Genomic DNA, 23315 nt, shown 5'->3' with positions numbered 1-23315 from the left:
TCCGTTTTGTGCCTCGGTAGGATATTTATGAGTCCAGCTCCCCTACTGTCTTAGGTCAGTTTTTTCAAACCTTATTTATACTATCATACTTTTTGCGTCTTTGCAAGAGTTTTTACTCAAAAAAATTAAAAAATGTAGCATGTCTTACTACATTTTTCTAAATTTCATTCAAAATGCTCTCCCAAGCCTGATCAAATCCATGTCTTGTCTCTGACGAAAAGACGACAAATTGGTCATTTTTGTCAAAATCTAGTTTTTTCTTAATCATGGATTCATGCTTATTCCATTTTCCACGGGGAATTTTATCTGCCTTTGTGGCGACAACAATAACAGGAATTTCATAATATTTTAAGAATTCGTACATTTGGACATCATCTGCTGACGGTTCATGTCGCATATCGACCAAACTGACTACCGCCCGTAAGTTATCACGGTTCGTTAGGTATTCTTCAATCATTTTTCCCCATTTGGCACGCTCAGTCTTTGAAACTTTCGCATAACCATAACCTGGTACATCGACAAAACGGATCTTGTCATCAATGTTATAAAAGTTTAACTGCTGTGTTTTCCCTGGTTTACTGGAAGTACGTGCAAGATTTTTACGGCCAAGTAGGGTGTTGATAAAAGAAGACTTCCCAACATTTGACCGTCCCGCTAGAGCAATTTCTGGCATATCGTCTTGAGGATACTGAGCCTTAGAAACCGCACTTAAAAGGATTTCTGCATTGTTTGTATTGATTTCCATCTACTTGCTTAAGCCCTTTCTAGGATTGGCTCTGCCTTGCCATCAACTGCGTCTTTGGTAATCCGCACGCGCTTGACTTCGTCCTGACTCGGTATTTCGAACATCACATCTAGCATGGTTTCTTCAATAATAGAGCGTAAACCACGAGCACCTGTCTTTCGCTCAATTGCTTTATTTGCAATTTCTTCGAGCGCTTCCTTGTCAAATTCCAACTCGACACCATCGTAAGATAACAAGGTTTGGTATTGCTTAACAAGAGCGTTTTTCGGCTCTGTTAAAATCCGAATCAAATCATCAATCGTCAACTGATCTAGGGCTGCAAAAACGGGTAGGCGACCAATTAACTCTGGAATAATACCAAATTTTTGAATATCATCAGCTATGATGTGCTGCATGTAGGATTCTTTTTCATCAATGGCACGGTTATTGTGACCAAAACCAATAATTTTTTCACCCATACGTTGCTTGACAATTTCTTCAATACCATCAAAGGCACCCCCAACGATAAAGAGAATATTTTTGGTATCCAATTGAATCATTTCCTGCTGTGGATGCTTGCGACCACCCTGTGGTGGTACACTTGCAACAGTTCCTTCTATAATTTTCAGAAGGGCCTGCTGAACACCTTCACCAGAAACATCACGGGTAATCGAGACATTCTCACCTTTTTTAGCAATCTTATCAATTTCATCAACATAGATAATACCGCGTTCTGCACGGTCAATATTAAAATCTGCTGCCTGTAAGAGTTTTAGGAGAATATTTTCAACATCTTCTCCTACATAGCCTGCTTCTGTCAAGGCTGTTGCATCGGCAATGGCAAATGGGACATTCAAACTCTTCGCTAAGGTTTGAGCAAGAAAAGTCTTACCAGATCCGGTTGGCCCAATCATGAGGATATTTGATTTTTGCAAATCAACATCATCCTCCTCACGGCTATCTTGAAAATTAATCCGTTTGTAGTGATTATATACGGCTACGGCCAAGGCACGTTTGGCACGGTCTTGTCCGATAACGTAATGGTTCAAAATAGTGAGTAATTCCTGTGGTTTTGGCGTATCCGCTAAATCAGTCAAGACTTCTTCTGCTAATTCTTCACGGATAATTTCCTGGGCTAATTCCACACATTCATTACAGATAAAGACATTGTTTCCTGCAATAATTTTTTTAACTTCTTCTTGATTTTTTCCACAAAATGAGCAGTAGATAAGCTCTGATGGGTGGTGGTGTACTGTCATTCTAATCTCGTTCCTATCACTCTTTAAAATAATACGCCATATACGGCATGAATACTATTTACTAAATTGGTTACTGCATTTAAGAGAAAAAGAAGGGCTAGTCCGTAGCGCTTTTTCTGAAAAGCCTGAATCGAACAAAGCACACATATGCCACATAAAACTGCAGTAAATAGACCAAATAAACTTTTCTGCATGAATCAGTTCTCTCTTCTTTCAAATATTCTCACGGTAAAGTCAACAGGATTTTCCGCATCTCGTTCATAGTCGTTCATGCTTGTTTCTTTAAAAACACTCCAATCAAATCCCTTTGGAAAATAGGTATCGCCTTCAAATCGACTATGAATATCTGTTCTGACAATTTCGTCTAAATGGGATTCAAAAGCCGAAAATAGTTGGCCTCCACCAATCACATAGAGATTCTTGTCCTGTTGATTGTACCAGTCTAACACTTCTGAAACATGGTGCATCACAAGAGCACGGTCATCAGCCACTTGATAATCTGGATCATGGGTCAAGATGATTGAAATACGATTTGGAAGAACTCGCTTATTCATTCCTTCAAAGGTCACACGTCCCATGACCATCGCATGGCCTGTCGTTGTTTGTTTAAAATGTTCTAAATCAGCTGGTAAAGACCAGGGAAGACTGCCTTCTTTACCAATTAAACCTTGCTCATCTTGCGCCCAAATGGCTGAAATTTTTTTTGGCATTGTTTCTTCCTTGTTCATTTTTTCTTTGAATTACATTTTACCAAAATTTGGCAAAAAATGCAGAGTCTAGGCATGACCTAGTACCCTGAACCTTATTTTTCACCAGCTAAATCGCTAAATCAAACTTGAGCTGCGGTTTTACTGGATGATAATCAACTAATTCAAAATCTTCCGGTTTGATGTCGTAAAAATTCGTTCCATCTGGTACATTCAAGATTAAGCGTGGCTGACAATCACTCGGCTCCCTATTGAGCAACTCCTTAGCCTGTTCAAATTGATTATCGTAGATATGCAAATTATTGATGAAATAGAAGAATTTCCCAACTTTCCAACCGAAATGTTTGGCAATCATCATTTGGAGTGCCACATACTGCATGGCATTGATATGGTGGGCTACCAACATATCATTACTACGCTGGGTCAATGTGGCATCTAGATAGATGTCTCCATCAACTCGTCTAACATCAAACATGGTCTGAAAGGCGCAAGGCAAGAGACCGTCTGTTTCCTCAAAGGCTTCATAGTCCCAAAGCGAGATAATATTGCGACGGTTCCACGGATTGTCAGTTAATTGTTTGAGAATTTTATCGATAATCTGGTGTTTTTTGACAACAGCCCCATACCGCTCACCAATCGTTCCTGTTGCTCCAACTTCCCAGTCATTCCAATAGGTCACACCGTATTTGTCATTCAAAACGGAAAGGCTATTGGTCTGATCTTGGTAAATCCAGCAAACTTCTTTTATGGCTGCCTTAATCGGAATGGGACGTAAGGTGGTAATGGGAAATTCTCCCTTTGCCAAATCGTATTCCGCAAAGGAGCCTGTAATGTATTTGGAATTTGCAACATTCCCATCTTTATAACGTGGACGGGCATTCTCTGAAAAGACGCCCTCATCGAGTATTTTTTGAATGTTTTCTTTGAAAATTCTATCTGCTTTTGTCATGAATCTAGTATATCACTTCTCTATTATTTTGTCCTTTTTCTAATGTCTATCTAGTCAAAAAAAGAAGGTAATTTTGTACAACTTCCCCTCTTTTTTCTAACATTTTTAAACTAGTATACCTTAAAAATTAACCTGATCAGGATTGCTTTGGCTAGCAACTCCTTCTACTGTATCAAGTATTTCCATGTCAGCACTAGACAATTCAAAGTCAAAAATGTCTAAGTTTGATGCAATATTGGCTGGTGTGACAGACTTTGGAAGTGGTAAAAATCCTTTTTGAAGTGACCAGCGTAATGCCACTTGCGCAACGGATTTACCATAGCGAGTAGCCATTTCTTCAACGACAGGATTCCCAAAAATTTTCCCAGTTCCAAGAGGACTATAGGCTTCGATAACAATGTCGTGTTCCCGGCAAAAGGCCACAAGATCATCTTGACCGCATCCCGGTGCCAATAAAATCTGATTGACCTGCGGTTTGATTTCAGCAGTTTCCAGCAAGGCTTCCAAGTGATGAATCATGAAATTAGAAACCCCAATGGCACGCACCTTACCAGCTTGATAAGCTTCTTCCATGGCTTTCCAGGCACCAGCATTTCCAGCTTTCCAGGCATCATTTTCACGTAGAGCTTTTGGATTTGGCCAATGAATCAAGAGCAAATCGAGGTAGTCAACACCTAATTTGGCGAGCGATTCGTCAATCGAAGCTTTAGCTAATTCATAATCGTGCTTATCATTCCAAACTTTAGTCGTTAGAAAAATATCTTCACGCGCTAGCTGACTGTCTGCAATCGCCTTTCCAACACTGATCTCATTCCCATAAATCTGAGCTGTATCAACATGCGTATAGCCAACAGATAATGCATGAAGCACACTTTGATAGGCAGGATCTCCATCTGGAATTTGCCAAGTACCAAAGCCAATCTTAGGAATTGTTACACCATTTGATAAGATATAATTTTCCATTTTTACCTTCTTTCTATTTCTGCAACTCACCTTTAGTATATACTGCAAAACTTTTTCAATCAAGCAAAAAAATTGAAATGTAGGAAAAGGGACTGGTCATATCCAATCCCTTCTTCAATCTATAGAATATGCGCTTACTTAATTTTTCGCATTTTTCTTAATCCGAATTGCACCGAATAGACTAGTCAAACCAAGTACGGTCAAGAAGCTTGCAGTTGCGCCATCTCCAGTTTTTGGCAAAGCTTTTTCAGAAGGTACAGCTACAGTCGTAGTTGATTTCATTGCAACTGGCATAGCTTGATCGGCTCTTCTATTAGGTTCTTTTCCTTCTAAAGTAGCTAAAGCAGCTGCTTCTTTTTCTACATCAGCCAAGATACGTTTATTGGTCAACGCCTCTGGTCTGTTAGTACCTGCCGGAGCTCCTTGTTCTTCTTGAAGAGATGGAGAAAGAATCGGCTTGTGATTGATTTCAGATTTTGGTACGAATTTCTTTCGATTACCAACTGCACCAGATACTTTTTTACCTAATTTTTCAAGATTTGTTAAATATTCTACAAATACTTCTGTATCTGGATTAATCGCTCCAATTAGTTTCGCATTACGGAATTCGGAGAATCCATCTCCTCCGCCATAAAGAAAGTCATTGATTACTACAGTATAGAGCTTATTTGGATCTAATTGATTACCTAGTTCATCCGTAACCTCTACTACTTGGAAGGGATTTTCTTTGGTTGGATTGTCAGCCTCTGTGTAGGTGTATTTTAGTCCAGAAATTTGGAGGAAGTAGCGCTCTTCTTCGTCATATTGTTGATTGAGAACCTTGAAAATCTGTTCTCCTGTCATTTGCACGATTTGCAAAATATTACCAAATGGCTGAACAGCTTGGGCAGCACCCCAAGTAATCGTACCGTCTGGTTGGACAAGCAAGTCTGCTCGAATACCACCATTATTGGTCATAGCAAAGTCAACAGTGTAGCCAGATTTACGTGCGATTTCTAACTGACCTGTTGTAATCAAATTTCCAACAGGACTTTCTTTAGCTTCATTTAAGTCACGTGTAATGTTTTCACCGCTCTCTGCTGTACTAATCTTAGCATCTGTTACTGTTTTGACAATTCGATTTGCTTCCGCAACAATTGCTTGAATAGATGCTTTTGGCTGCTTATCGGCTGTTGGTTTAACAGCATTTATCGTTGCAGTAGGAACTTTTACAAAATCTTTGGTCTCTGTGTCCAATATACCCCGCACATCTGCATAGGCCTTACCTTGTGACGTTGCCTGTACGATGAGCGTATCTGCATCTGCTAAACCATTAGTGTATACGTGATTGTGTCCCGCAAAGACAATATCTACGCTATTATCTTTATCTAAGTCGTTTAATTTTTCAATCATTTTTTTCGCTTCGCCAAAAGCCTGTCCATCCTTACTAGTAGACGGTACGTGAGCTAGAACAACAATCGCATAGACTGATTGGTCGCGAAGCTCTTTCGCATATTTTGCAATCGCTTCGGCTTCATCAGTAATATCATATTGCTCATGATTTTTACGAAGCACCAGATTCGGAATTTCTTGGGTCACAACCCCAATAAAACCAATCTGAACTTGTTCATTAGAAGGAGTTGTAATAGTCTTAATCGCATAGGGTTTCCAACCGAATGGAATATCACCTGTAGCCTTATCACGAACGTTTGCAATCACAATCTCTTGCTTAGCAGGTTCGTGATTATATTCATCTACAATAGGATAAAATTCCCCAGGAGTTGGTGCCTTCCCTTCTATGATGCGGTCATATTCTGCCAAGCCTTCATCAAACTCATGGTTTCCAAGCGTTCCATACTCGAAGTTCATTTCATTAAAGACTTTTACAGTAGGCTCATCCTGCAATAAGCCTGAATTGGCTGGGCTGGCACCGACCATGTCTCCAGCTTGCACACGGATGCTCTCGCTATGTTTATCCTGATTAGTTTCCTTAAACTCCGTTTCTGCATCATCTAGATAAGTCGCTAATAGAGCTGCTGTTCCTGCACCGGATACTTTTCCACCTGCTTCATCAGGTAGATAGGCATTCCCTGTTGTATCCAAAGCACCATGGAAATCGTTGACACCCAAAATTTGGACTGCAACTTCCTCAGCACTCGCATTTGCTACCCAAAGGCCATAGGTCGCAACCAAAGCAAGGACGCTACTTTTCAACCAAAAACGTTTCTTCATTTCATTCTCCTAACTTTTTTGTTAATAGACATCTATTATTTTACTATTTTTCTTTCATCAACACAAGTTTTTGACATAAAATATATGTGAAAGCGGATAATTTTCGAACAAACTATAGAAACACGTCTCCTTTCCTTCTATCAGCACTATTTCTGCTTGATACAGAAAAAGAGAAAATCAGCTGATTTTCTCTTGAAATCGTATTAGGGACCAAACAAGAAATAGCCTAGTCCATATGAAATTGGAAAGGAGAAAATAAGTAAGATACTGACGAGCATCCACCACCATTTTCGGTAAAAAATCGATAAGAGCAGACTAACGAGTCCAATGGTAGGCACGATAAAAATCGTTGCATAAGCAGCCCAACTAGTTAGCCAAAACCATTCCCTAGGAATTGGTAAAAAGGCAGAAAGCCATATAACAAACCCTGTATAAATGAGGTAGCGATAGCGTTCCTTTAGCAATGACTGCTCAGTTGTCATAGTGATTTCTCCATTTCCTTTATCAAAGCAATCTATTTTAAGACGAGCGATGCGGCACCTAGAACACCGGCATCATTTCCGAGATTTGCTAGAGTCAATTTTGTTGATTGGGCAATCTGAGGGAAGGAATTTTTCAAATAAACTTCATTAACCCCTTCTAGTAAGAAATCACCAGCTGCTGACACACCGCCACCGATGACGATATAAGCAGGGTTTAAGACAGCTGCAATATTGGCACAGGCTGTGCCTAAATAGTGGCAAAAATGACGGTAGACAATCAGAGCAAGGTCATCCCCTTCTTTTGCAAGATCAAAGACATCTTTTGCCGTTACATCCTGACCATCATCAATGCGTTTTTTCAATTCAGCATCACCAGCATAGCTTTCTGCATAACGGCGAGTTAGATTGACAATACCAGTTGCTGAAGCTACTGTTTCCAAGCAGCCTTTTTTACCACAAGTACAAGCAATTGGTTCTTCAAAGTCAACTGTAATATGGCCTAATTCGCCACCAGCACCGCCAAATCCACGAATCAAGTTACCGCTAGCAATAACGCCGCCACCGACACCAGTTCCTAAGGTCATAAAGACGACATCTGGATTGTTATCACCAGCGCCGACCCACTGTTCACCTAAGGCTGCGACATTGGCATCATTGTCGATGAAAAATGGCAAACCAATAGCTGATTCAATTTGTTCCTTGACCTGTTGAAGCGTCTTCCAATTAAGGTTATAGGCCCCAATAACTGTTCCAGCCTTACTATCTACCACACCTGGTGATCCCATTCCAATTCCTAGGAAATCATCTTTTGTTAATTGGTGCGTGTCAAAATGGTGCTGGATACTCTCAATAATATCTGGCACAATGTGACTACCTTCGTCTAAAATATTGGTCTTAATAGACCATTTTTCTTGAATCTCACCTTGCTCTGTTAGAATAGCAAATTTAACAGAAGTCCCACCAAGGTCAATACCGATTATCTTCTTTGCCATAAGTTACTCCTCATAAAAATATTATTTCGCCTTATTATACCACATTGCAAAGGTTTGCACTACTTTTTACCGAAAAATATATAGTAAGATTAAAAATTGCAAATGCAAGAGAAAACGTCCTGCGCTAAACAAGAAAGTATAGATAAACTGTGTTCCCTCTCTCGTACCATTATAAAGAAAGAGACTCGAAATTAAGGTGAAACCGACTGCAAATCCCACCATTTGAACGGGCTGATAACGCTGGGCATAAAAGTATAAGGTGACAAGTAAGAGCAAACAAGTCAGCAAAGTCAACCAGACACATAGACGGTTCATCCGTTTGGTCTTGACATAACTATATGCAGCAGCGATTACCGTCACAAGCAAGTAAATCCCCATATAGACAATCATAATGGTTTTCATATTCTACACCTATCCTTCGCTTAACTCACTCAGATATTCGTAGCGCTCGTATTTAGCTAACAAAATCTCATTTTGCAACTCTAATTCTTTTTGTAAATCAGACAAACGTGTAAAGTCACTGCCGCAATTCTGCATATCTGCTTCAATTTCGACGATTTTCTCTTCGACACTCGCAATATCATCTTCAATTGTTGCCCATTCCTGTTTTTCAAAGTAGGACATCCGTTTTTGTTTCTCACGAGCTTTTTCCTGCTTTTCTTTAGGAGCTACAACTCGATTGGCTTCTGCAGAAGCAAGAAAAGCTTTCTCATCCAGATAATCTGTATAATTGCCGAAGAAGGTGCGAATCCCCTCGTCTTCAAAGGCGAGAATCTTGGTCGCTACTTTATCGAGGAAATAGCGGTCGTGACTCACTGTAATCACTGGTCCTGAAAAGCCTTGGAGAAACTGTTCTAATACGGTTAATGTTGCAATATCTAAGTCATTGGTTGGCTCATCAAGCAGTAAGACATTCGGACGCTCTAACAAAATTTTCAGTAAATAAAGGCGTTTTTTCTCACCACCTGATAACTTTTGAATCAAGGTTCCATGGGTATTGCGCGGGAACAGAAATTGCTCCAAGAGTTCCGCAATCGAAACCATTCCTGATGTTGTTTCTGCTTCTTCTGCTACTTCCTGTAAAAAATTGATGACCCGCTTATTTTCATCCAAGCCTTGAATTTGCTGTGAAAAATAACCGACACGAATGGTTTCACCCACTATGAGTTGACCAGATGTAGGCTGTAATTCCCCTGCAATTAGATTGAGCAGGGTTGATTTTCCTTTTCCATTATCTCCCACAATTCCAATACGGTCCTTGTTTTGTACCAGTAAATCAAAGCCCTTTAAAATATCCTTGTTTGGATAGGCAAAATCCACCTGTTGAAATTCGATGACTTTTTTTCCAATACGACTGGTCTCAAAATTGATTTCGAGCTGACTATCATCTACTGTATGGCTTACATCTGATTTTAAATCGTGAAAACGATTGATCCGCGCCTGTTGCTTGGTCGCACGAGCTTGCGGTTGTCTACGCATCCACTCCAACTCCTGCTTATATAATTGTTCTTTTTTGTGGCGCAAAGCTGCATCGCGTTCGTCCTGCTCAGCTTTTAGTCGCACATAATCTTGGTAATTTCCAAGGTATTCGGTTAGACTAGCTCGGTCCAACTCAAAAATACGAGTTGCTACATTATCCAAAAAATAGCGATCATGGGTGATAAAAAGGACTGTCTTTTTAGTCTGCTTCAAAAAGGTCGTCAACCATTCAATCGTTTCAATATCCAAATGGTTAGTTGGCTCATCTAAGAGTAGCAAGTCTGCATCACCTAGTAGTACTTGCGCTAATTGAACCCGACGACGAAGACCACCTGATAAATCGCCAACACGCTGGTTTGTATCAGTCAAACCGAGTTTGGATAAGACTGTCTTAATCTGATGCTCAATTTCCCAAGCATGTAGAGCATCCATTTCGGCCATCACCTTCTCTAAGCGATTCTGTGTTTGCTCACTATAGGAAGCAACGAGCGCTTCATATTCCCTAATTAATTGTATTTCTCGTAAATCAGAGGACAAAACCGTATCTAAAATCGTCTGACTTTCCTCAAAATCAGGCTCTTGAGTGAGGTAGGCAATCTTATACGCGTTTTTAGTTCGAAAAGGAGAAACATCGCCATCAAAACCTAATTTGCCAGATAATACATCCAAAAGCGTTGTTTTCCCAGTTCCATTGACACCAATAATACCGATACGATCATACTGGTGAATAATAAAAGAAATTCCTGCAAAAACTGTCTTATCTCCTACTGACTTACTCAATTGTTCAACGATAAAATCACTCATTGGCTAGTCTCTCCCCTACAAATGCCATGATAGCAGTGCTGTCATTGGCTAAATCTCCTTCTACAATCGCGTTTTCAACCTCATTTAATAGCCGTCCAAGTAGCGGACCTGGTTTAAGCTGAAAGGTTGTCATCACATCGCCACCTTTTACGACAATCTCATGCTTATCATGAATCGTCAAAGAATGGTCAATTCGATCGATACGGTCATAATCAACCTCAAGTCCCTGAGCTTGTCTGAGTTCTTCAACTAGATAAAGCAATTCCTTGCCGTAATGATAGCAAATCTGCTTATTCACCGATTGTTGCTGGCGTAATTGATAGATTGCAACCAGCTTCATCACTGTTTTTTGAAAATCATTACTGGTTTTCCAATGTTTGAGAAAGTTTTTGGGCGCTGAAAGCTCCAGGCAGATCATCAGCATTGCCCAGGCCTGCTCTGAAGTACGAAAGGCAAAGTCTTCTGAAAGAACTTCCAACAGTTCTTCCAACTCTCTATTTTTCTCTTTCATATCAGGCAGATAATTGTAGGCTTTAGAGTCAATAAGGGCTCTGATTCCCTTACGCCAACTTGTTGCCATCAAGAGCTTGTCACATTCGATAAAAATTCGCTCAATCGAAATCTTCTCCAAGAGAGGGGCAGTTGTTTTCATCGCTTCAAACGTTGTTTCTTCGATTGTAAAATCAAGCGTAGCGGCAAAACGAAAGCCACGCATAATGCGAAGGGCATCTTCTGTAAACCGCTCCGTAGCCACTCCAACGGCCCGCAAGGTTTTGTTTTCCAAATCACGCAGTCCGTCAAACTTATCAATGATTTGTGCTTCTTCATTTAGCGCAAAGGCATTGACTGTAAAATCACGGCGTTTTAAATCTTCTTCTAAGGAACGAACAAAGGAAACCTGACTAGGACGGCGGTAATCTACATAGACATCCTCTGTCCGAAAGGTGGTAATTTCATATTCGCCATGCTCCTCCAAAACAAGGACTGTCCCATGCTCAATCCCGACATCAATGGTACGTGAAAAAATCGCTTTTGTCTCTTCTGGATAACTGGACGAAGCAATGTCAACATCATGAATCGGCCGTCCTAGAATCGCATCTCGGACTGAACCACCGACAAAATAGGCCTCGAAGCCTGCTTGTTTGATTTTCTCTAAAATCGGCAAAGCCTCCTGAAATTCAGAAGGCAAATAGTGTAATCTCATAATAACTGTTCCAAACCATAAACGAGTTGCTCTCGTTTTACTACTTCTTTTATTCCTAAACGGACACCACTCATAAATGAACTGCGGTCATACGAATCATGGCGGATGGTCAAACCCTCTCCCTGCGCTCCGAAAATGACTTCTTGATGAGCGACCAAGCCAGGTAAGCGGACAGAATGGATACGCATCCCATCAAAGTCTGCACCACGAGCTCCTGCAATCAACTCTTCTTCATCTGCCAAGCCCTGTGACTGACTTGTGCGAACCTGTGAAATCAATTCTGCGGTCTTAATAGCAGTTCCGCTTGGTGCATCTTTTTTCTTATCGTGGTGTAGTTCAATAATTTCCAAATTTGGGAAATACTTGGCTGCCTGGGCTGCAAATTGCATGAGTAAAATCGCTCCAATTGCAAAATTTGGGGCAATTAAACCACCGAGTTTTTTCTCAGCTGATAAGGCAGTCAATGCTTCAATTTCTTCTGAGGTAAAGCCTGTTGTCCCAACAACTGGCGCAAAGCCATTTTCAAGTGCAAATTTGGTATGTTCATAGGCAAAGGCAGGTGTCGTAAAATCAACCCACACATCTGCTGAACAACCGATCAACTCCTCTTTTGAAGTATAGACAGGGACGCCATCCACCTCTTTTTCCGTCGCAAATGGATCAAGTAGAGCTGCTAAAGCCAAGTCCTTGTCCTTTTTGACCATGTCAAGAGCTGTAGAGCCCATTTTCCCTTTAAATCCTGCAATAATTACCTGAATTGTCATCTTCTACTCCTCATCAATAATCGGTGAAATACCAAAAGCAATTGCGCCCTCACCTACATGTGTTCCAATAACAGAACCCAAGGATACAATCGACAACTCACAGGCTATGCCATTTTCTTGTAACAATTGTTTAAATTCTTCAGCCTTTTGCGGTGCATTTGCATGAATAATGGCAATTTGATAACGACCATTTTGGGTCTGTTCTAGTAAAATTTCCAATAGGCGCTTCACAGCTTTTTTCTCGGTACGAACTTTTTCGTATACTTCTATCTTCCCTTCATCAGTAAAAGATAAAATTGGTTTGATGCTAAGAAGGTTGCCTAGAAGAGCTGCGCCATTTGATAAGCGTCCTCCTTTGACCAAATGATCCAAATCATCAACCATGATAAAGGCAGCGATTCCAGCTATCTCTTGTTCTAGTTTTGCTAAAATGTCTTCAAAAGACAGGCCTAGTTCATAGCGTTTCAAGATATTTTCTACCATCATACCAAGCGGGGCTGAGGTAATCTTACTATCTGGAAAGACAATTGTCATACCGTCAAATTCGTCTTTTAAATACTGGATATTTTGATAAAAGCCTGAAATCCCAGAAGATAAGAACAAGCCGATAACATGAGTATAGCCTTCTTTTTGTAAACGGCTGAGAATTTCGACCAAATCAGATAGGCTTGGCTGACTCGTTTTTGGTAATTCAGAGGCTGACGCCATTTTCTGATAAAATTCATCTACACTTAGATTTTTCCCTTCAACATAGGTCGTCTCTCCAATCGTTACAGGAATATCTAATACAAAAAGATCATCTCTCTCTACCGGTTGCAGTACAGCTGATGTATCTGTAATTACGGCCAATTTCATGTTAAAACTCCAAATTTACACCCGGGGCATCCAAGGCGATTTCTGTTACTTCATAGGTCAAACGCTTGAGCATATCCAATAGCGGATCAACCAAGAAACGTTTTTCTCCTTCGGTAAATTCATCTACATCCTGAACAACTCTGTCTGTCATATGGATACCTTGACTCATCGCACCTGAAATCACAAAGTGATCCAATACAATCATGAAACGTAAAATCACAATAATCGACATCTTCTGCTCTTCTTCGTTTCGATCAATCAATTGAAAATCAACTTTTAACTTAGTTGTTGGAACACCATTGTTTTCTTCCCATTCGCTATTGCGAACATCAAAATGATACTGGTTAACAAGCTCTTTATCACGAATAATATTCATCTGAATCTCCTAAAAATGGTAATAGCTATATTATATCATATTTCCAGAAAAAAGAGAAAAACCTTATCTATTCCAAGACAAGGTTTTTGCTGTCGATTATTTTGCTTTGCGAAGGGCACCAAAGAGAATACCGGATACAATTGCGCCAACGAGAACAAAGACGAGGTAGAGAAGTGGATTGCTAGTCAAGGCAATCACGAAGATTCCACCGTGTGGTGCCATCAATTTGATACCAGACAAACCTACTAAAGCTCCTGTAATCGCTGATCCTGCTACGAAACTAGGAATCGCACGTGCTGGGTCTGCCGCCCCAAATGGAATCGCCCCTTCTGTAATAAAGGATAAGCCCATAACGATATTGGTCAAACCTGAATTACGTTCTTCTTTTGTAAATTTATCTTTAAATAAGAGAGTAGCAACAAAGACTGCTAGAGGAGGCGCCATACCACCTGCCATAACAGCTGCCATTGCCACAGAACCGCCATTTGCAACGGTTGCTGCCAATGTACCTGTACCAAAGACATAGGCTGCCTTATTGACGGGACCACCCATATCGATTGCCATCATCCCTCCAAGGACGAGTCCCAAGATGACTGCGGAACTTCCTTCTAAACCACTGAGGAAATCATTCATACCAGTATTGATAGCCGCCATTGGGATATTGACAAAGAACATCACAAATCCCGTAATCATAGCGCCAAGCAGTGGCAAGAGAAGAATGGATTTGATTCCTTCAAGAGATTTTGGTAAATGAGCAAGAACTTTTCGTAAGGCTAGGATAACCGCACCTGCCAAGAAACCGCCGACAAGAGCACCTAAGAAACCAGAAGAAACAGCTGCTGGAATGTCAGAGGTCGCTGCCCCAAATGGAATTTTTCCATAAGCCAGACCATCTTTTGCAATAGCACCTGCCACAAAACCAGCAATCAAACCTGGCTTTTCAGCAATAGAATAAGCAATATACCCTGCAAGAAGCGGTAACATAAAGCCAAAGGCTGCGCCACCAATCTTCATAAACATAGATGCTAATTCATTGTAAGAACCAAGACTAGATAATTGATCTTGGGGTACACCCAAGACATTATCAATAAGAAAGGCAAGGGCAATCAAGATACCGCCGCCGATAACAAATGGAAGCATTTGGGAAACGCCACTCATCAAGTGTTTATAGAAGGCCTTTCCAAGGCTCAATGTTTCGGCGGATTCTTCCATACTCGCACCTTCTTTCGCGTAATACAGACTTGCTTCACCGTTTAAGACAAGGTTGATGAGTTCTTCTGTCTTTTTGATACCATCTGCAACGGGGCGTGATACGAGTGGTTTTCCATTAAATCGAGCCATTTCAACAGCCTTATCTGCTGCGATGATAACGCCCTTAGCACGCTTGATATCCTCTGCTGTCAACTTATTGCCGACACCAGATGCACCATTTGTTTCTACCTTGATGTCAATCCCCATTTCAGCAGCCTGTTTTTTCAGTGCTTCTTCTGCCATATAGGTATGGGCAATCCCTGTTGTACACGCTGTAACTGCAACGATAAAGTCTTTTTCTCCTCTGCTGGCACTTGCTGTTTCAACCACTTGACTGGCTTTATCAGCTGCCTCCGCTTCATCAAAGACCGCTAGAACTTCAGCAGATGAGGAAACGTGACGAAGTTTATCTGCAAATCCTGGTTTCATCAAATATTTGGACAATTCTGCAAGGGCTGCTAGATGTGTATCATTAGCCCCTTCTGGTGCAGCAATCATAAAGAATAAATCCGTTGGCTGACCATCTAAACTCTCATAGTCGACACCTTGGTTTGATTTTGCAAAGAGAACTGTTGCTTCTTTGACTGCCGCATTCTTGCTATGAGGCATAGCGATTCCATCACCGAGACCAGTTGTCGTTTGGGCTTCACGGTTCATAATCCCTGTTTTAAAGACATCGAAATCTGTTACAAACCCTTTTTCCACTAAGTTTGTGACCATTTCATCAATAACTGCTTCTTTCGTTCTTGCTGCTAAATCAAGCAACATCACTTCTTGTCGTAAGACATCTTGAATTTTCATAGAATTTCTACCTCCACTTTTTCATACATTTCCTTAATAAACTCAATGCTGGCTAAATCATCTGAGAAAGCTGTTGCCGTTCCGCAAGCAACTCCCCATTTCAAGGCTTCAATTGGGTTATGAGATGTGGTGTATGCACCTGTAAATCCAGCAACCATTGAATCACCAGCTCCGACAGAATTTTTGACCACTCCCTTGATTGGTTTTGCAAAATAGGTTGCCTCTGGAGTCACCAGCAATGCTCCATCACCTGCCATGGACACAATCACATGTTGTGCACCTTTGGTAAGAATTTCTTTTGCATACTGCACAATATCCTCACGCGACTGGAAGGTCACACCAAAAATAGCTTCTAATTCATGATTATTTGGTTTGACCAAGAGTGGTTGATAGGCCAAGGAATCCAGCAGGGTCTGACCTTCAAAGTCACAGACAACTTCTGCTCCAGCCTCTTTGGCTAAGGGAATCAAGCGATTGTAGACTTGGTTTCCCAAACTAGCTGGTGCAGAACCTGCAAAGACCACGGTATCTTCTGTGGTGACATGTGCTAAAATGGTTTCTAATTCTGCCAATTGCTCCTCTGTCACAATCGGTCCTAGTCCATTGATCTCCGTTTCTTGGTCTGCCTTGATTTTGACATTGATACGGGTATCTTGGTCTACCTTGACAAACTGAGTACCAATTTCTTCAGTAGCCAAACTGCTCTTGATAAATTCCCCAGTAAATCCTCCGACAAAACCAGTTGCGGTACTGGCATAGCCAAGCCGTTGTAAAATCCGGCTGACATTGATTCCCTTACCACCAGAAAAGATATCACTACTATCCATGCGATTAACTGCGCCTGATTCTATCTTTGAAAGACGAACAATATAGTCTATCGCAGGGTTTAAGGTGACTGTATAAATCATACTTCAATTACCCTCGTTTTTTTCTTTATAGTTGCCAGTAGATTGCTCTCGGTACGACAACAAATGAGATGTGCTCTTTCGATTTCTGCCACTTTTGTAAAAGAAATCGGACCAAATTTAGACGAATCGACTAAGACATAAGCTTGACTGGCATTGTTCAAAACCGTCCGCTTAATCGCTCCTTCTTCTATGTCTGGTGTCGTGTAGTCATGGCTATCAACACCATTCATCCCTAGAAAGGCCTTGGTGAAATGCAGCTGCCGAATCTGTTCTAGTGCCACAGCTCCGATAGAAGCATCTGTTGACTTTTTGACCTTACCGCCAATGATAATAGTATAAAAGCCCTTATCTACTAGCTTGACAGCATGGTGAACGGAATTGGTCACTACCGTTAAATCAGCTGCCACCAAGTAATCAATCATCAACTCAGTCGTTGTTCCTGCATCAAGAAAGAGGACATCCCCATCTTCTACCAAACTGGCAGCTTTTTGAGCGATTTGTCGTTTTTCTTGAACGTTTTTGACAGATTTTTGAACGATTGATTCTTCTTCCTGAAGATTGGGTAGACTTTCAGCCCCACCATGTACACGGCGCAATTTTCCAGCCATTTCCAACTCATCTAAATCGCGTCTGACAGTTGATTCAGAAGAATGTAGCAATATCACCAAATCTTCTAGCTTAACAAACTGGCGCTCCTTAATGGTTTCCACAATCATCTGTTTGCGTTCTGATTTAAGAATTTCTCTCACCTCCTGCAATCGGTTACAGAAACTATTATACCTGATTTTCTATCATTGTCAATCATTTTCTATCAAAATCTATCATTTTATGTGATAAACTATCTTTTTTATAAAAAATGGACCAGCATATAATCTAAACTTGACTAGTCTTATTCTACAAATCCTATAATTTATCCAAAACAAAATAAAATAGGAGCAGAACTCAATTGTTATTCCTAACGTTGAGTAACTTACTCCTATTTTTGTATATTAGTCAAACGTTTTTAGCGAAATCTGCTTCATTTATTCAGCCATAAGAGAGAGCAGAATCTGCTTCACTAAGGCCATTTCCTCAGGACGACCAATCGCCATACGAATATAACCTGTTAATCTTCCTTCTTGGTAATACTTGAAATCAAAACCCTGTTCTAATGCCTTACGATAAAAGGCTTCTGCTTTGGGAAAGGTAAATGTCACAAAATTTGTCTGACTAGGTAGGGCTTGAGCCTTTGGAATCTGAGCTAGAAAATCCAGAAACTCCCGACGAAGTGCGATAATCGCTTGTCTTGTTTCTTCCACTTGACTAGTGTAATCTAGAGCCGCAGAACCAATCTTTGCCACAACATTTGACACACTAAAAGGCGGGATAGCCTTATCCAATTCATAAATCAACCGCTCATTAGCTATGGCAAAACCTAAGCGCAAACCTGCTAGAGCAAAGGCTTTTGATAAGGTGCGTAGGACAATGAGATTAGGGGAAGTTCCAATCAAACTGACAAAACTCGGGCTGTCTGAAAATTCAATATAGGCCTCATCTAAGACAACCAAGCCCTTAAAGGATTGTAGGATTTGCTCAATTTCTTTGGGATTAAAGGCTACGGAAGAGGGATTATTGGGATTGGATAACATGAGAACCTTAGCCTCCACTCGCTCTGCATAAATCAAAAGTTTTTTTGCTGACAAGTGTAGACTGTCCTGCTCCCACTCTAAGGGATATGCCTCAAAGCGCGAATCATGCAGCTGGTTGTAGACTTGGTACATGAAAAAATCCGGATCAACGGTCAAAAAGACATCTCCCTTTTCTAGGAAGGTCGTTACAATCATGTGAATGAGAAAATCTGATCCCACACCAGCTGTGACTTGTCTAGCATGCACACCAGCATAGTTGGCATATTTTTCAATCACATCACGATAGCAATTATCCCCATAGTACATCAAATCGGACAAGCTCATATTGGCTTGGATATTCTTTAAAAGACCTGTCCAATCCATTAAGCGGTTCTCATTATTGGCTAAATCATACGGAGCAATTTGCCCCAATTTATACGGCTCCCAGCTCGCTAATCCTTGTCTAAATTCTACCATTTTCCTCTCTCCTTCATTTTGTATTATTATACTGTTTTTAAAAGCATTTTGTATAATTATACACAATTGTAGCATAAAATCTCAAAAAATCAAGAATTTATAGTAGATTGAGAAAAGGATAGGATAAGGCAAGGAGCTGCAGATAGAAATGGGATTAATTGAGGATTACTCCATAATCCCTATTTCCAACCTTCAACAGTCCACTGGACTATTGAAGCAAAGCGACTGAACGATGTTCTAACCTTTATTCAATTCACTATGCCGTAAAAAAACTAGTAACTCCTTCTAAGGAAGCTACTAGCTTTTGATTATTCATTCACTGGAAGTTCTTCTAAACTTTCAAGAGAAACAAGAACTGTTTGACCATCTTTTGTCACCAATGAAACCGTTTTTTGCTCTGGTTGGTAGCTAAAACTATCCATAGCCACCTTATATTTTAAAGCAATTGTGACGAGTTTATCTTGGAAATCATCCACTGACATTCCGTATTCTTTGGCTAGTCTTTGTTGCTCCAACTCTTCCTCATCTGGCTCATAGTCCATTGCTTCCTCTTCGGCAGTATCTGAACTATTTATTGTTCCATGCTCACTTGCACTACCAAAACCGTCGTCAGATACTGGACGATCTTCTGGATGTGTCACATAATATTTAACTGTTGCAAGAAATTGTTCCAAGGTATATCCTTCTGGTGCATGATAAAGGTCATCATCAAACCAAGAAAGAGAAACGTTATGGTAGTGATCATAATGCGGAATAATCATCTGTCCATTTTGGAAATCAACCACATATGCGGAGTTGTACGGCATCGCTTCGACTGGGACAATCTTTTCTGCCGCTACACGATTGTAAATAGCAAGTGCCGTTTCCTTTGTTGGATTAGTTGGCTTAGTTTCTGTCTTTTTATTTAAACCAGCCGAATCCACATACTGACGTGCTTCTTCTTGCTCCTTTTCAGACAAATCTTTCTTTGGAATATAATGGCTGTGAGTCATGTGAGGGACTAGATAACCATCATCAAGGTCTTCAACAATGTCCTTGGCATCAAAGATGTAGCCATCTGAAGTCGTATAGCGACCGGCTGCCTTGGCAGCTACAATTTCTTCTGGTGTATAGACAATCTGTGAATTTGGCTTGCCTTCTCGCTCTGGGTGGCTAGCAATTTCAGTCGGCTTACTTTCTGAAGCTACTGGAGTTTCTGGTTTGCTTTCTTCCTCCACAGATCCCCAACCATATTGCGAATATGGACGATCTTCTGGATGAGCGAGATAGTATTTGACGGTTGCAAACAAATCTTCTAGGCTATAGCCACTCGGTGCCTTAAAGAATTCAGAATCATTGAACCAAGAAATCGTTAGGTTATGGTAATGATCTCTGTGTGGGATAATGATTTTGCCCTTTTTCACTTCAGAAGCATAGCCTATATTATAAGGCAAGCGCTCAAACGGAATGACTTTCTTAGCTGCCACTCGTTCAAAGACGGAGTCGGCACTTTCCTTGCTGGCATCAAAGTAAGATACATCATCTGCACTTGGGGCTGTCAAGCCTTTTTCTTTACAGAAAGCCTCAGCTTCTGCTAATTCTTTTTCTGAAAGAGACTCTTTATCCACCCAGTGTGTGTAGTTGTCACGGAAAATGATGTAGGATTCTCCTTCATCGCTAATAATATCTTCAGCCTTAAAGATATAGCCATCCTCTGCTGATATATAGCGTCCTTCCGCTTTTGCTGCGTCCAATTCTTTTTGTGAATACATGGTTTTCTTCGGCTGTTTTTCAGATGCAGGTGCTTCTGGTTTTACAGGTTGGGTAGGCTCTACCGGCTTAGTTTCTGGCTCTAATGGCTTCAGAGGTTCTACTACTGTAGGAACCGTTCCAATCCCAATCATGCGAGCAATTTTAGCTTCTAAAGGTGACATTTGAGAGTAGAGAATAAAATGGAAGTGATCACCATGTGGTACCGCTACTCCATCTTCCGTGCGACGGATAATCTGTGCCGGATCAAAGACCAAGCCATCTGTTTCTACATGACGTTCCGCAAGTGGAGTTGCATACAGTTCCTGCAATAATTGAGAGAGGCTCTTTTCTTGGATACTTGGCTGACTTGGCACCGGCTTCTCTGGCAATGAAGGAGTTAAACCTCCAATAGGATTAGCTTGTGTAGGAGTGGGAGTTCCGTTTTTGTGATCCCAATAGCTTTGGGCAGCGCTCAATTCGCTAGCAGATAAGTCACTCTTAGGAATAAAATGGAAATGATTACCGTGTGGTACCAGAAAAGAATCGCCAAAATCTTTTATCACATCTGTCGGACTAAAGACATAGCCATCATCTGTCGTATAAGGACCGTTATGCCGTTGAGGAGAAGTTGGCTTTTCAGTTGCATTGATTGGTTTTGTTTCAGGAGCAGGGACGATACCATTTGTTCCATGTTCAATCGGTTTTCCAATAGCAATCGCCTGCGCAATTTGTGCCTCAAGGGCTGACATTTGAGAATATGGAATAAAATGGAAATGATCACCATGTGGTACCACTACTCCGCTGTCTGTTCGGCGAGTAATCTGTGCTGGATCAAATACCAGACCATCTGTTTCTACGTGGCGCTCACTAAGAGGAGTTGCATACAATTCCTGCAATAGTTGAGCGATAGTAGGAGCTGACGGATTCCCCGTATTCAAACCTTGAATTTGTACTGGATTACTACCTTGTTTTCTAGCTTGCTCGTAAGACGGACGGATTCCCTCACCTTTTTTACTATTCCAATAATTCTGTGCTGCTGCTAGCTCACTTGGCGACAAGTCACTCTTAGGAATATAGTGGAAATGATTGCCATGAGGAACAATAAAGGCATCACCTGTATCTTCAATGACATCTGTCGGGTTAAAGACATATCCATCATCTGTCGTATAACGGCCTTGTGCTCTTGCAGCCTTGACTTCCTGAGAGACAAACCGGCTACTCTCGCCCGCAGCAACCTTGCTTTGCAGGTGCTCTTCACGCTGACGAGCAATTTCTGCTTTGGTCCGTACATTAGTTGTATGAGCTGGATCTTTTAAGTAAAGATAATAGGTTCCATTGACCTTAATAATATAGCCATCTTTTACCTCATTGACAATATCTGCATCTTGCAATTGGTAAGCAGGATCCTTCATAATCAATTCTTCACTAATAATGGCATCAAACGGAACTTTCCCATTATAGTAGTGATAATGGTCACCATGAGATGTGACATAACCTTGATCGGTTATTTTGATGACAATTTGTTCCGCTTTGATATTTTCTTTGGCATTGATTTGTTCAGGAGTCAAATTTTCAGCTTTTGTCGCGACATTATTTGGAGAAGCTTGCTGATCCACATAGGCTACACGATGACTGTCTTTTGCAGAAAAAGCCTGATGACGACCAAGTTCATAACTACATAAACTAAGAGCAATGGCTGCAACACTACCAATGATATATTTCTTTTTCATCTATTTTAATTCCTTTGCTAATATGGCAATATTTGCCTCTAAATTTTCCAAATAACTGGCTTCATTCTCTGGATCAGCTTCCAGAGGATTCAAGGTTTTCAAGGCGACTCCTGTTGATTTGACCAGGGTTTCAGCTACTTTTGAAGAAGCATTACTCTCGACAAAAATGGTTTGAACCTTGTAATGTTTCACAAATTCTTCAATTTCAGCCAACTGGCGTGGACTAGGTTCTTGTTCTGGTGAAATCCCTGCAATCCCCAATTGTTCTAAGCCAAAACGCTTCGCCAAATAGGAAAAGGCTGTATGTTGAGTGACGAAGGTCTTTTGTGAAGTTTGTTCAAAAATAGGCTGGTATTTTTTGGTTAAAGCATGAGCGTCTTGGCTCAGTTTTTCAGCCTTTTTCGTATACAGTTCCTTATTCGTTGGATCCACTTCTGACAACTGCTGTGCAATAATCTGGGCCTCTTCCGCAACTTTTTCAGGATCTAACCAAGTATGTGGGTCATAAAGTGTTTTCTCATCTATTCCCTCACCAGCTTTCATATCTTCCAGGCCTGGAACCTTATCCAAACTCATTCCTTGAGAGGCTTCAATCACTTTGACAGTTGATTTTTGCAAGGTAGGATCGAGTGACCCAGCCCAAGATTCTAGGGTTCTTGAATGATACACAAAGACATCGGCATCATAGATAGCTGCGACATCATTTGCTGACGGTTCAAAAGAATGAATGCCACTACTTGATTGAATCATACGGACATCATTGACATCTCCAGCAATTTCTCTAACCATAGAATAAATAGGATAAAAGCTCGTAACTATCTTCATTCCCTGCTGACTTTGCTGTGTTTCCCTGCTACAAGCAGCCATTCCAACACAAGAAATAAGGCTACAGAGGAAGAGAAATATTTTTCTTCGTTTCATTGTAACTCCTTTACTGATTATTAACCAGTTATTTATATCTTCAAAAATAAACACAGTTAATTACTTAACTGGTTCTTAAACTAGTTAATAATATACCACTCTATACAATAACTGTCAAGC

At 40.7% G+C, this 23315-nt stretch carries 21 protein-coding genes and 1 other annotated feature (1 of these 22 running past the window's edge); all 21 genes read right to left on the bottom strand.

Features of this window, described 5'->3' with window-relative positions:
- Window positions 1-73 (bottom strand) — a sequence feature (ribosomal protein L10 leader region); it reaches 56 nt to the left of the window's first position.
- Between the two features lie 84 nt (window positions 74-157).
- A complete protein-coding gene (gene yihA, locus J5M87_RS04605; protein WP_067090585.1) occupies window positions 158-745 on the bottom strand; it encodes a ribosome biogenesis GTP-binding protein YihA/YsxC in 588 nt (195 codons plus the stop codon).
- A gap of 8 nt (window positions 746-753) precedes the next feature.
- Entirely contained in the window at window positions 754-1983 is a 1230-nt protein-coding gene (gene clpX, locus J5M87_RS04600; protein ID WP_154608588.1) for an ATP-dependent Clp protease ATP-binding subunit ClpX, read from the bottom strand.
- A gap of 23 nt (window positions 1984-2006) precedes the next feature.
- Complete coding sequence (locus J5M87_RS04595; RefSeq protein ID WP_099092175.1) at window positions 2007-2177, bottom strand: hypothetical protein; 171 nt, start codon at window positions 2175-2177, stop codon at window positions 2007-2009.
- A gap of 3 nt (window positions 2178-2180) precedes the next feature.
- Entirely contained in the window at window positions 2181-2693 is a 513-nt protein-coding gene (locus J5M87_RS04590; protein WP_154608589.1) for a dihydrofolate reductase, read from the bottom strand.
- A gap of 106 nt (window positions 2694-2799) precedes the next feature.
- Entirely contained in the window at window positions 2800-3639 is an 840-nt protein-coding gene (locus J5M87_RS04585) for a thymidylate synthase (RefSeq protein ID WP_154608590.1), read from the bottom strand.
- A 120-nt stretch (window positions 3640-3759) separates the two neighbouring features.
- On the bottom strand, window positions 3760-4602 hold the full coding sequence (locus tag J5M87_RS04580) for an aldo/keto reductase (protein WP_154608591.1): 843 nt from the start codon (window positions 4600-4602) through the stop codon (window positions 3760-3762).
- Between the two features lie 138 nt (window positions 4603-4740).
- The gene (locus J5M87_RS04575; RefSeq protein ID WP_154608592.1) at window positions 4741-6813 is read right to left on the bottom strand and encodes a bifunctional metallophosphatase/5'-nucleotidase; all 2073 of its coding nucleotides are present in this window, start codon (window positions 6811-6813) and stop codon (window positions 4741-4743) included.
- 203 nt (window positions 6814-7016) lie between these two features.
- Entirely contained in the window at window positions 7017-7295 is a 279-nt protein-coding gene (locus J5M87_RS04570; RefSeq protein WP_154608593.1) for a hypothetical protein, read from the bottom strand.
- A 32-nt stretch (window positions 7296-7327) separates the two neighbouring features.
- The gene (locus J5M87_RS04565) at window positions 7328-8287 is read right to left on the bottom strand and encodes an ROK family glucokinase (RefSeq protein ID WP_154608594.1); all 960 of its coding nucleotides are present in this window, start codon (window positions 8285-8287) and stop codon (window positions 7328-7330) included.
- Between the two features lie 66 nt (window positions 8288-8353).
- The gene (locus J5M87_RS04560) at window positions 8354-8689 is read right to left on the bottom strand and encodes a hypothetical protein (protein WP_154608595.1); all 336 of its coding nucleotides are present in this window, start codon (window positions 8687-8689) and stop codon (window positions 8354-8356) included.
- A gap of 9 nt (window positions 8690-8698) precedes the next feature.
- Complete coding sequence (locus tag J5M87_RS04555; protein ID WP_154608596.1) at window positions 8699-10570, bottom strand: ABC-F family ATP-binding cassette domain-containing protein; 1872 nt, start codon at window positions 10568-10570, stop codon at window positions 8699-8701.
- Window positions 10563-11774 (bottom strand): CCA tRNA nucleotidyltransferase, encoded by a 1212-nt coding sequence (locus J5M87_RS04550; protein WP_154608597.1) that lies wholly within the window; start codon window positions 11772-11774, stop codon window positions 10563-10565. Before J5M87_RS04550 ends, J5M87_RS04555 begins: the two co-directional genes overlap by 8 nt.
- Window positions 11771-12538 (bottom strand): 4-hydroxy-tetrahydrodipicolinate reductase, encoded by a 768-nt coding sequence (gene dapB / locus J5M87_RS04545; RefSeq protein ID WP_154608598.1) that lies wholly within the window; start codon window positions 12536-12538, stop codon window positions 11771-11773. Before dapB ends, J5M87_RS04550 begins: the two co-directional genes overlap by 4 nt.
- A gap of 3 nt (window positions 12539-12541) precedes the next feature.
- Window positions 12542-13393 carry a DegV family protein gene (locus J5M87_RS04540; RefSeq protein WP_154608599.1) on the bottom strand — a complete coding sequence of 284 codons (852 nt, stop codon included), beginning with the start codon at window positions 13391-13393 and terminating at the stop codon, window positions 12542-12544.
- Window position 13394: 1 nt separating this feature from the next.
- Window positions 13395-13769 (bottom strand): DUF1149 family protein, encoded by a 375-nt coding sequence (locus tag J5M87_RS04535; RefSeq protein ID WP_154608600.1) that lies wholly within the window; start codon window positions 13767-13769, stop codon window positions 13395-13397.
- Between the two features lie 96 nt (window positions 13770-13865).
- Window positions 13866-15821: a PTS fructose transporter subunit IIABC gene (locus J5M87_RS04530; RefSeq protein ID WP_154608601.1), complete on the bottom strand. Its 1956-nt coding sequence runs from the start codon at window positions 15819-15821 to the stop codon at window positions 13866-13868.
- Window positions 15818-16729, bottom strand: a complete 912-nt coding sequence (gene pfkB, locus J5M87_RS04525; RefSeq protein ID WP_154608602.1) for a 1-phosphofructokinase — start codon at window positions 16727-16729, stop codon at window positions 15818-15820. The genes J5M87_RS04530 and pfkB overlap by 4 nt, the downstream gene beginning before the upstream one ends.
- Window positions 16726-17469: a DeoR/GlpR family DNA-binding transcription regulator gene (locus J5M87_RS04520; RefSeq protein ID WP_160463268.1), complete on the bottom strand. Its 744-nt coding sequence runs from the start codon at window positions 17467-17469 to the stop codon at window positions 16726-16728. Before J5M87_RS04520 ends, pfkB begins: the two co-directional genes overlap by 4 nt.
- 282 nt (window positions 17470-17751) lie before the next feature.
- Entirely contained in the window at window positions 17752-18813 is a 1062-nt protein-coding gene (locus J5M87_RS04515) for an aminotransferase class I/II-fold pyridoxal phosphate-dependent enzyme (protein WP_154608603.1), read from the bottom strand.
- A 308-nt stretch (window positions 18814-19121) separates the two neighbouring features.
- Entirely contained in the window at window positions 19122-22274 is a 3153-nt protein-coding gene (locus J5M87_RS04510) for a pneumococcal-type histidine triad protein (protein WP_154608604.1), read from the bottom strand.
- Window positions 22275-23195: a metal ABC transporter solute-binding protein, Zn/Mn family gene (locus J5M87_RS04505; RefSeq protein WP_154608605.1), complete on the bottom strand. Its 921-nt coding sequence runs from the start codon at window positions 23193-23195 to the stop codon at window positions 22275-22277.
- Between the last annotated feature and the right edge of the window lie 120 nt (window positions 23196-23315).

Source organism: Streptococcus sp. zg-86 (genome assembly GCF_017639855.1).
GTDB lineage: Bacteria > Bacillota > Bacilli > Lactobacillales > Streptococcaceae > Streptococcus > Streptococcus zhangguiae.
The sequence above is the reverse complement of the archived record's forward strand: the minus strand, read 5'-3'. Positions and strand labels throughout refer to the sequence as shown.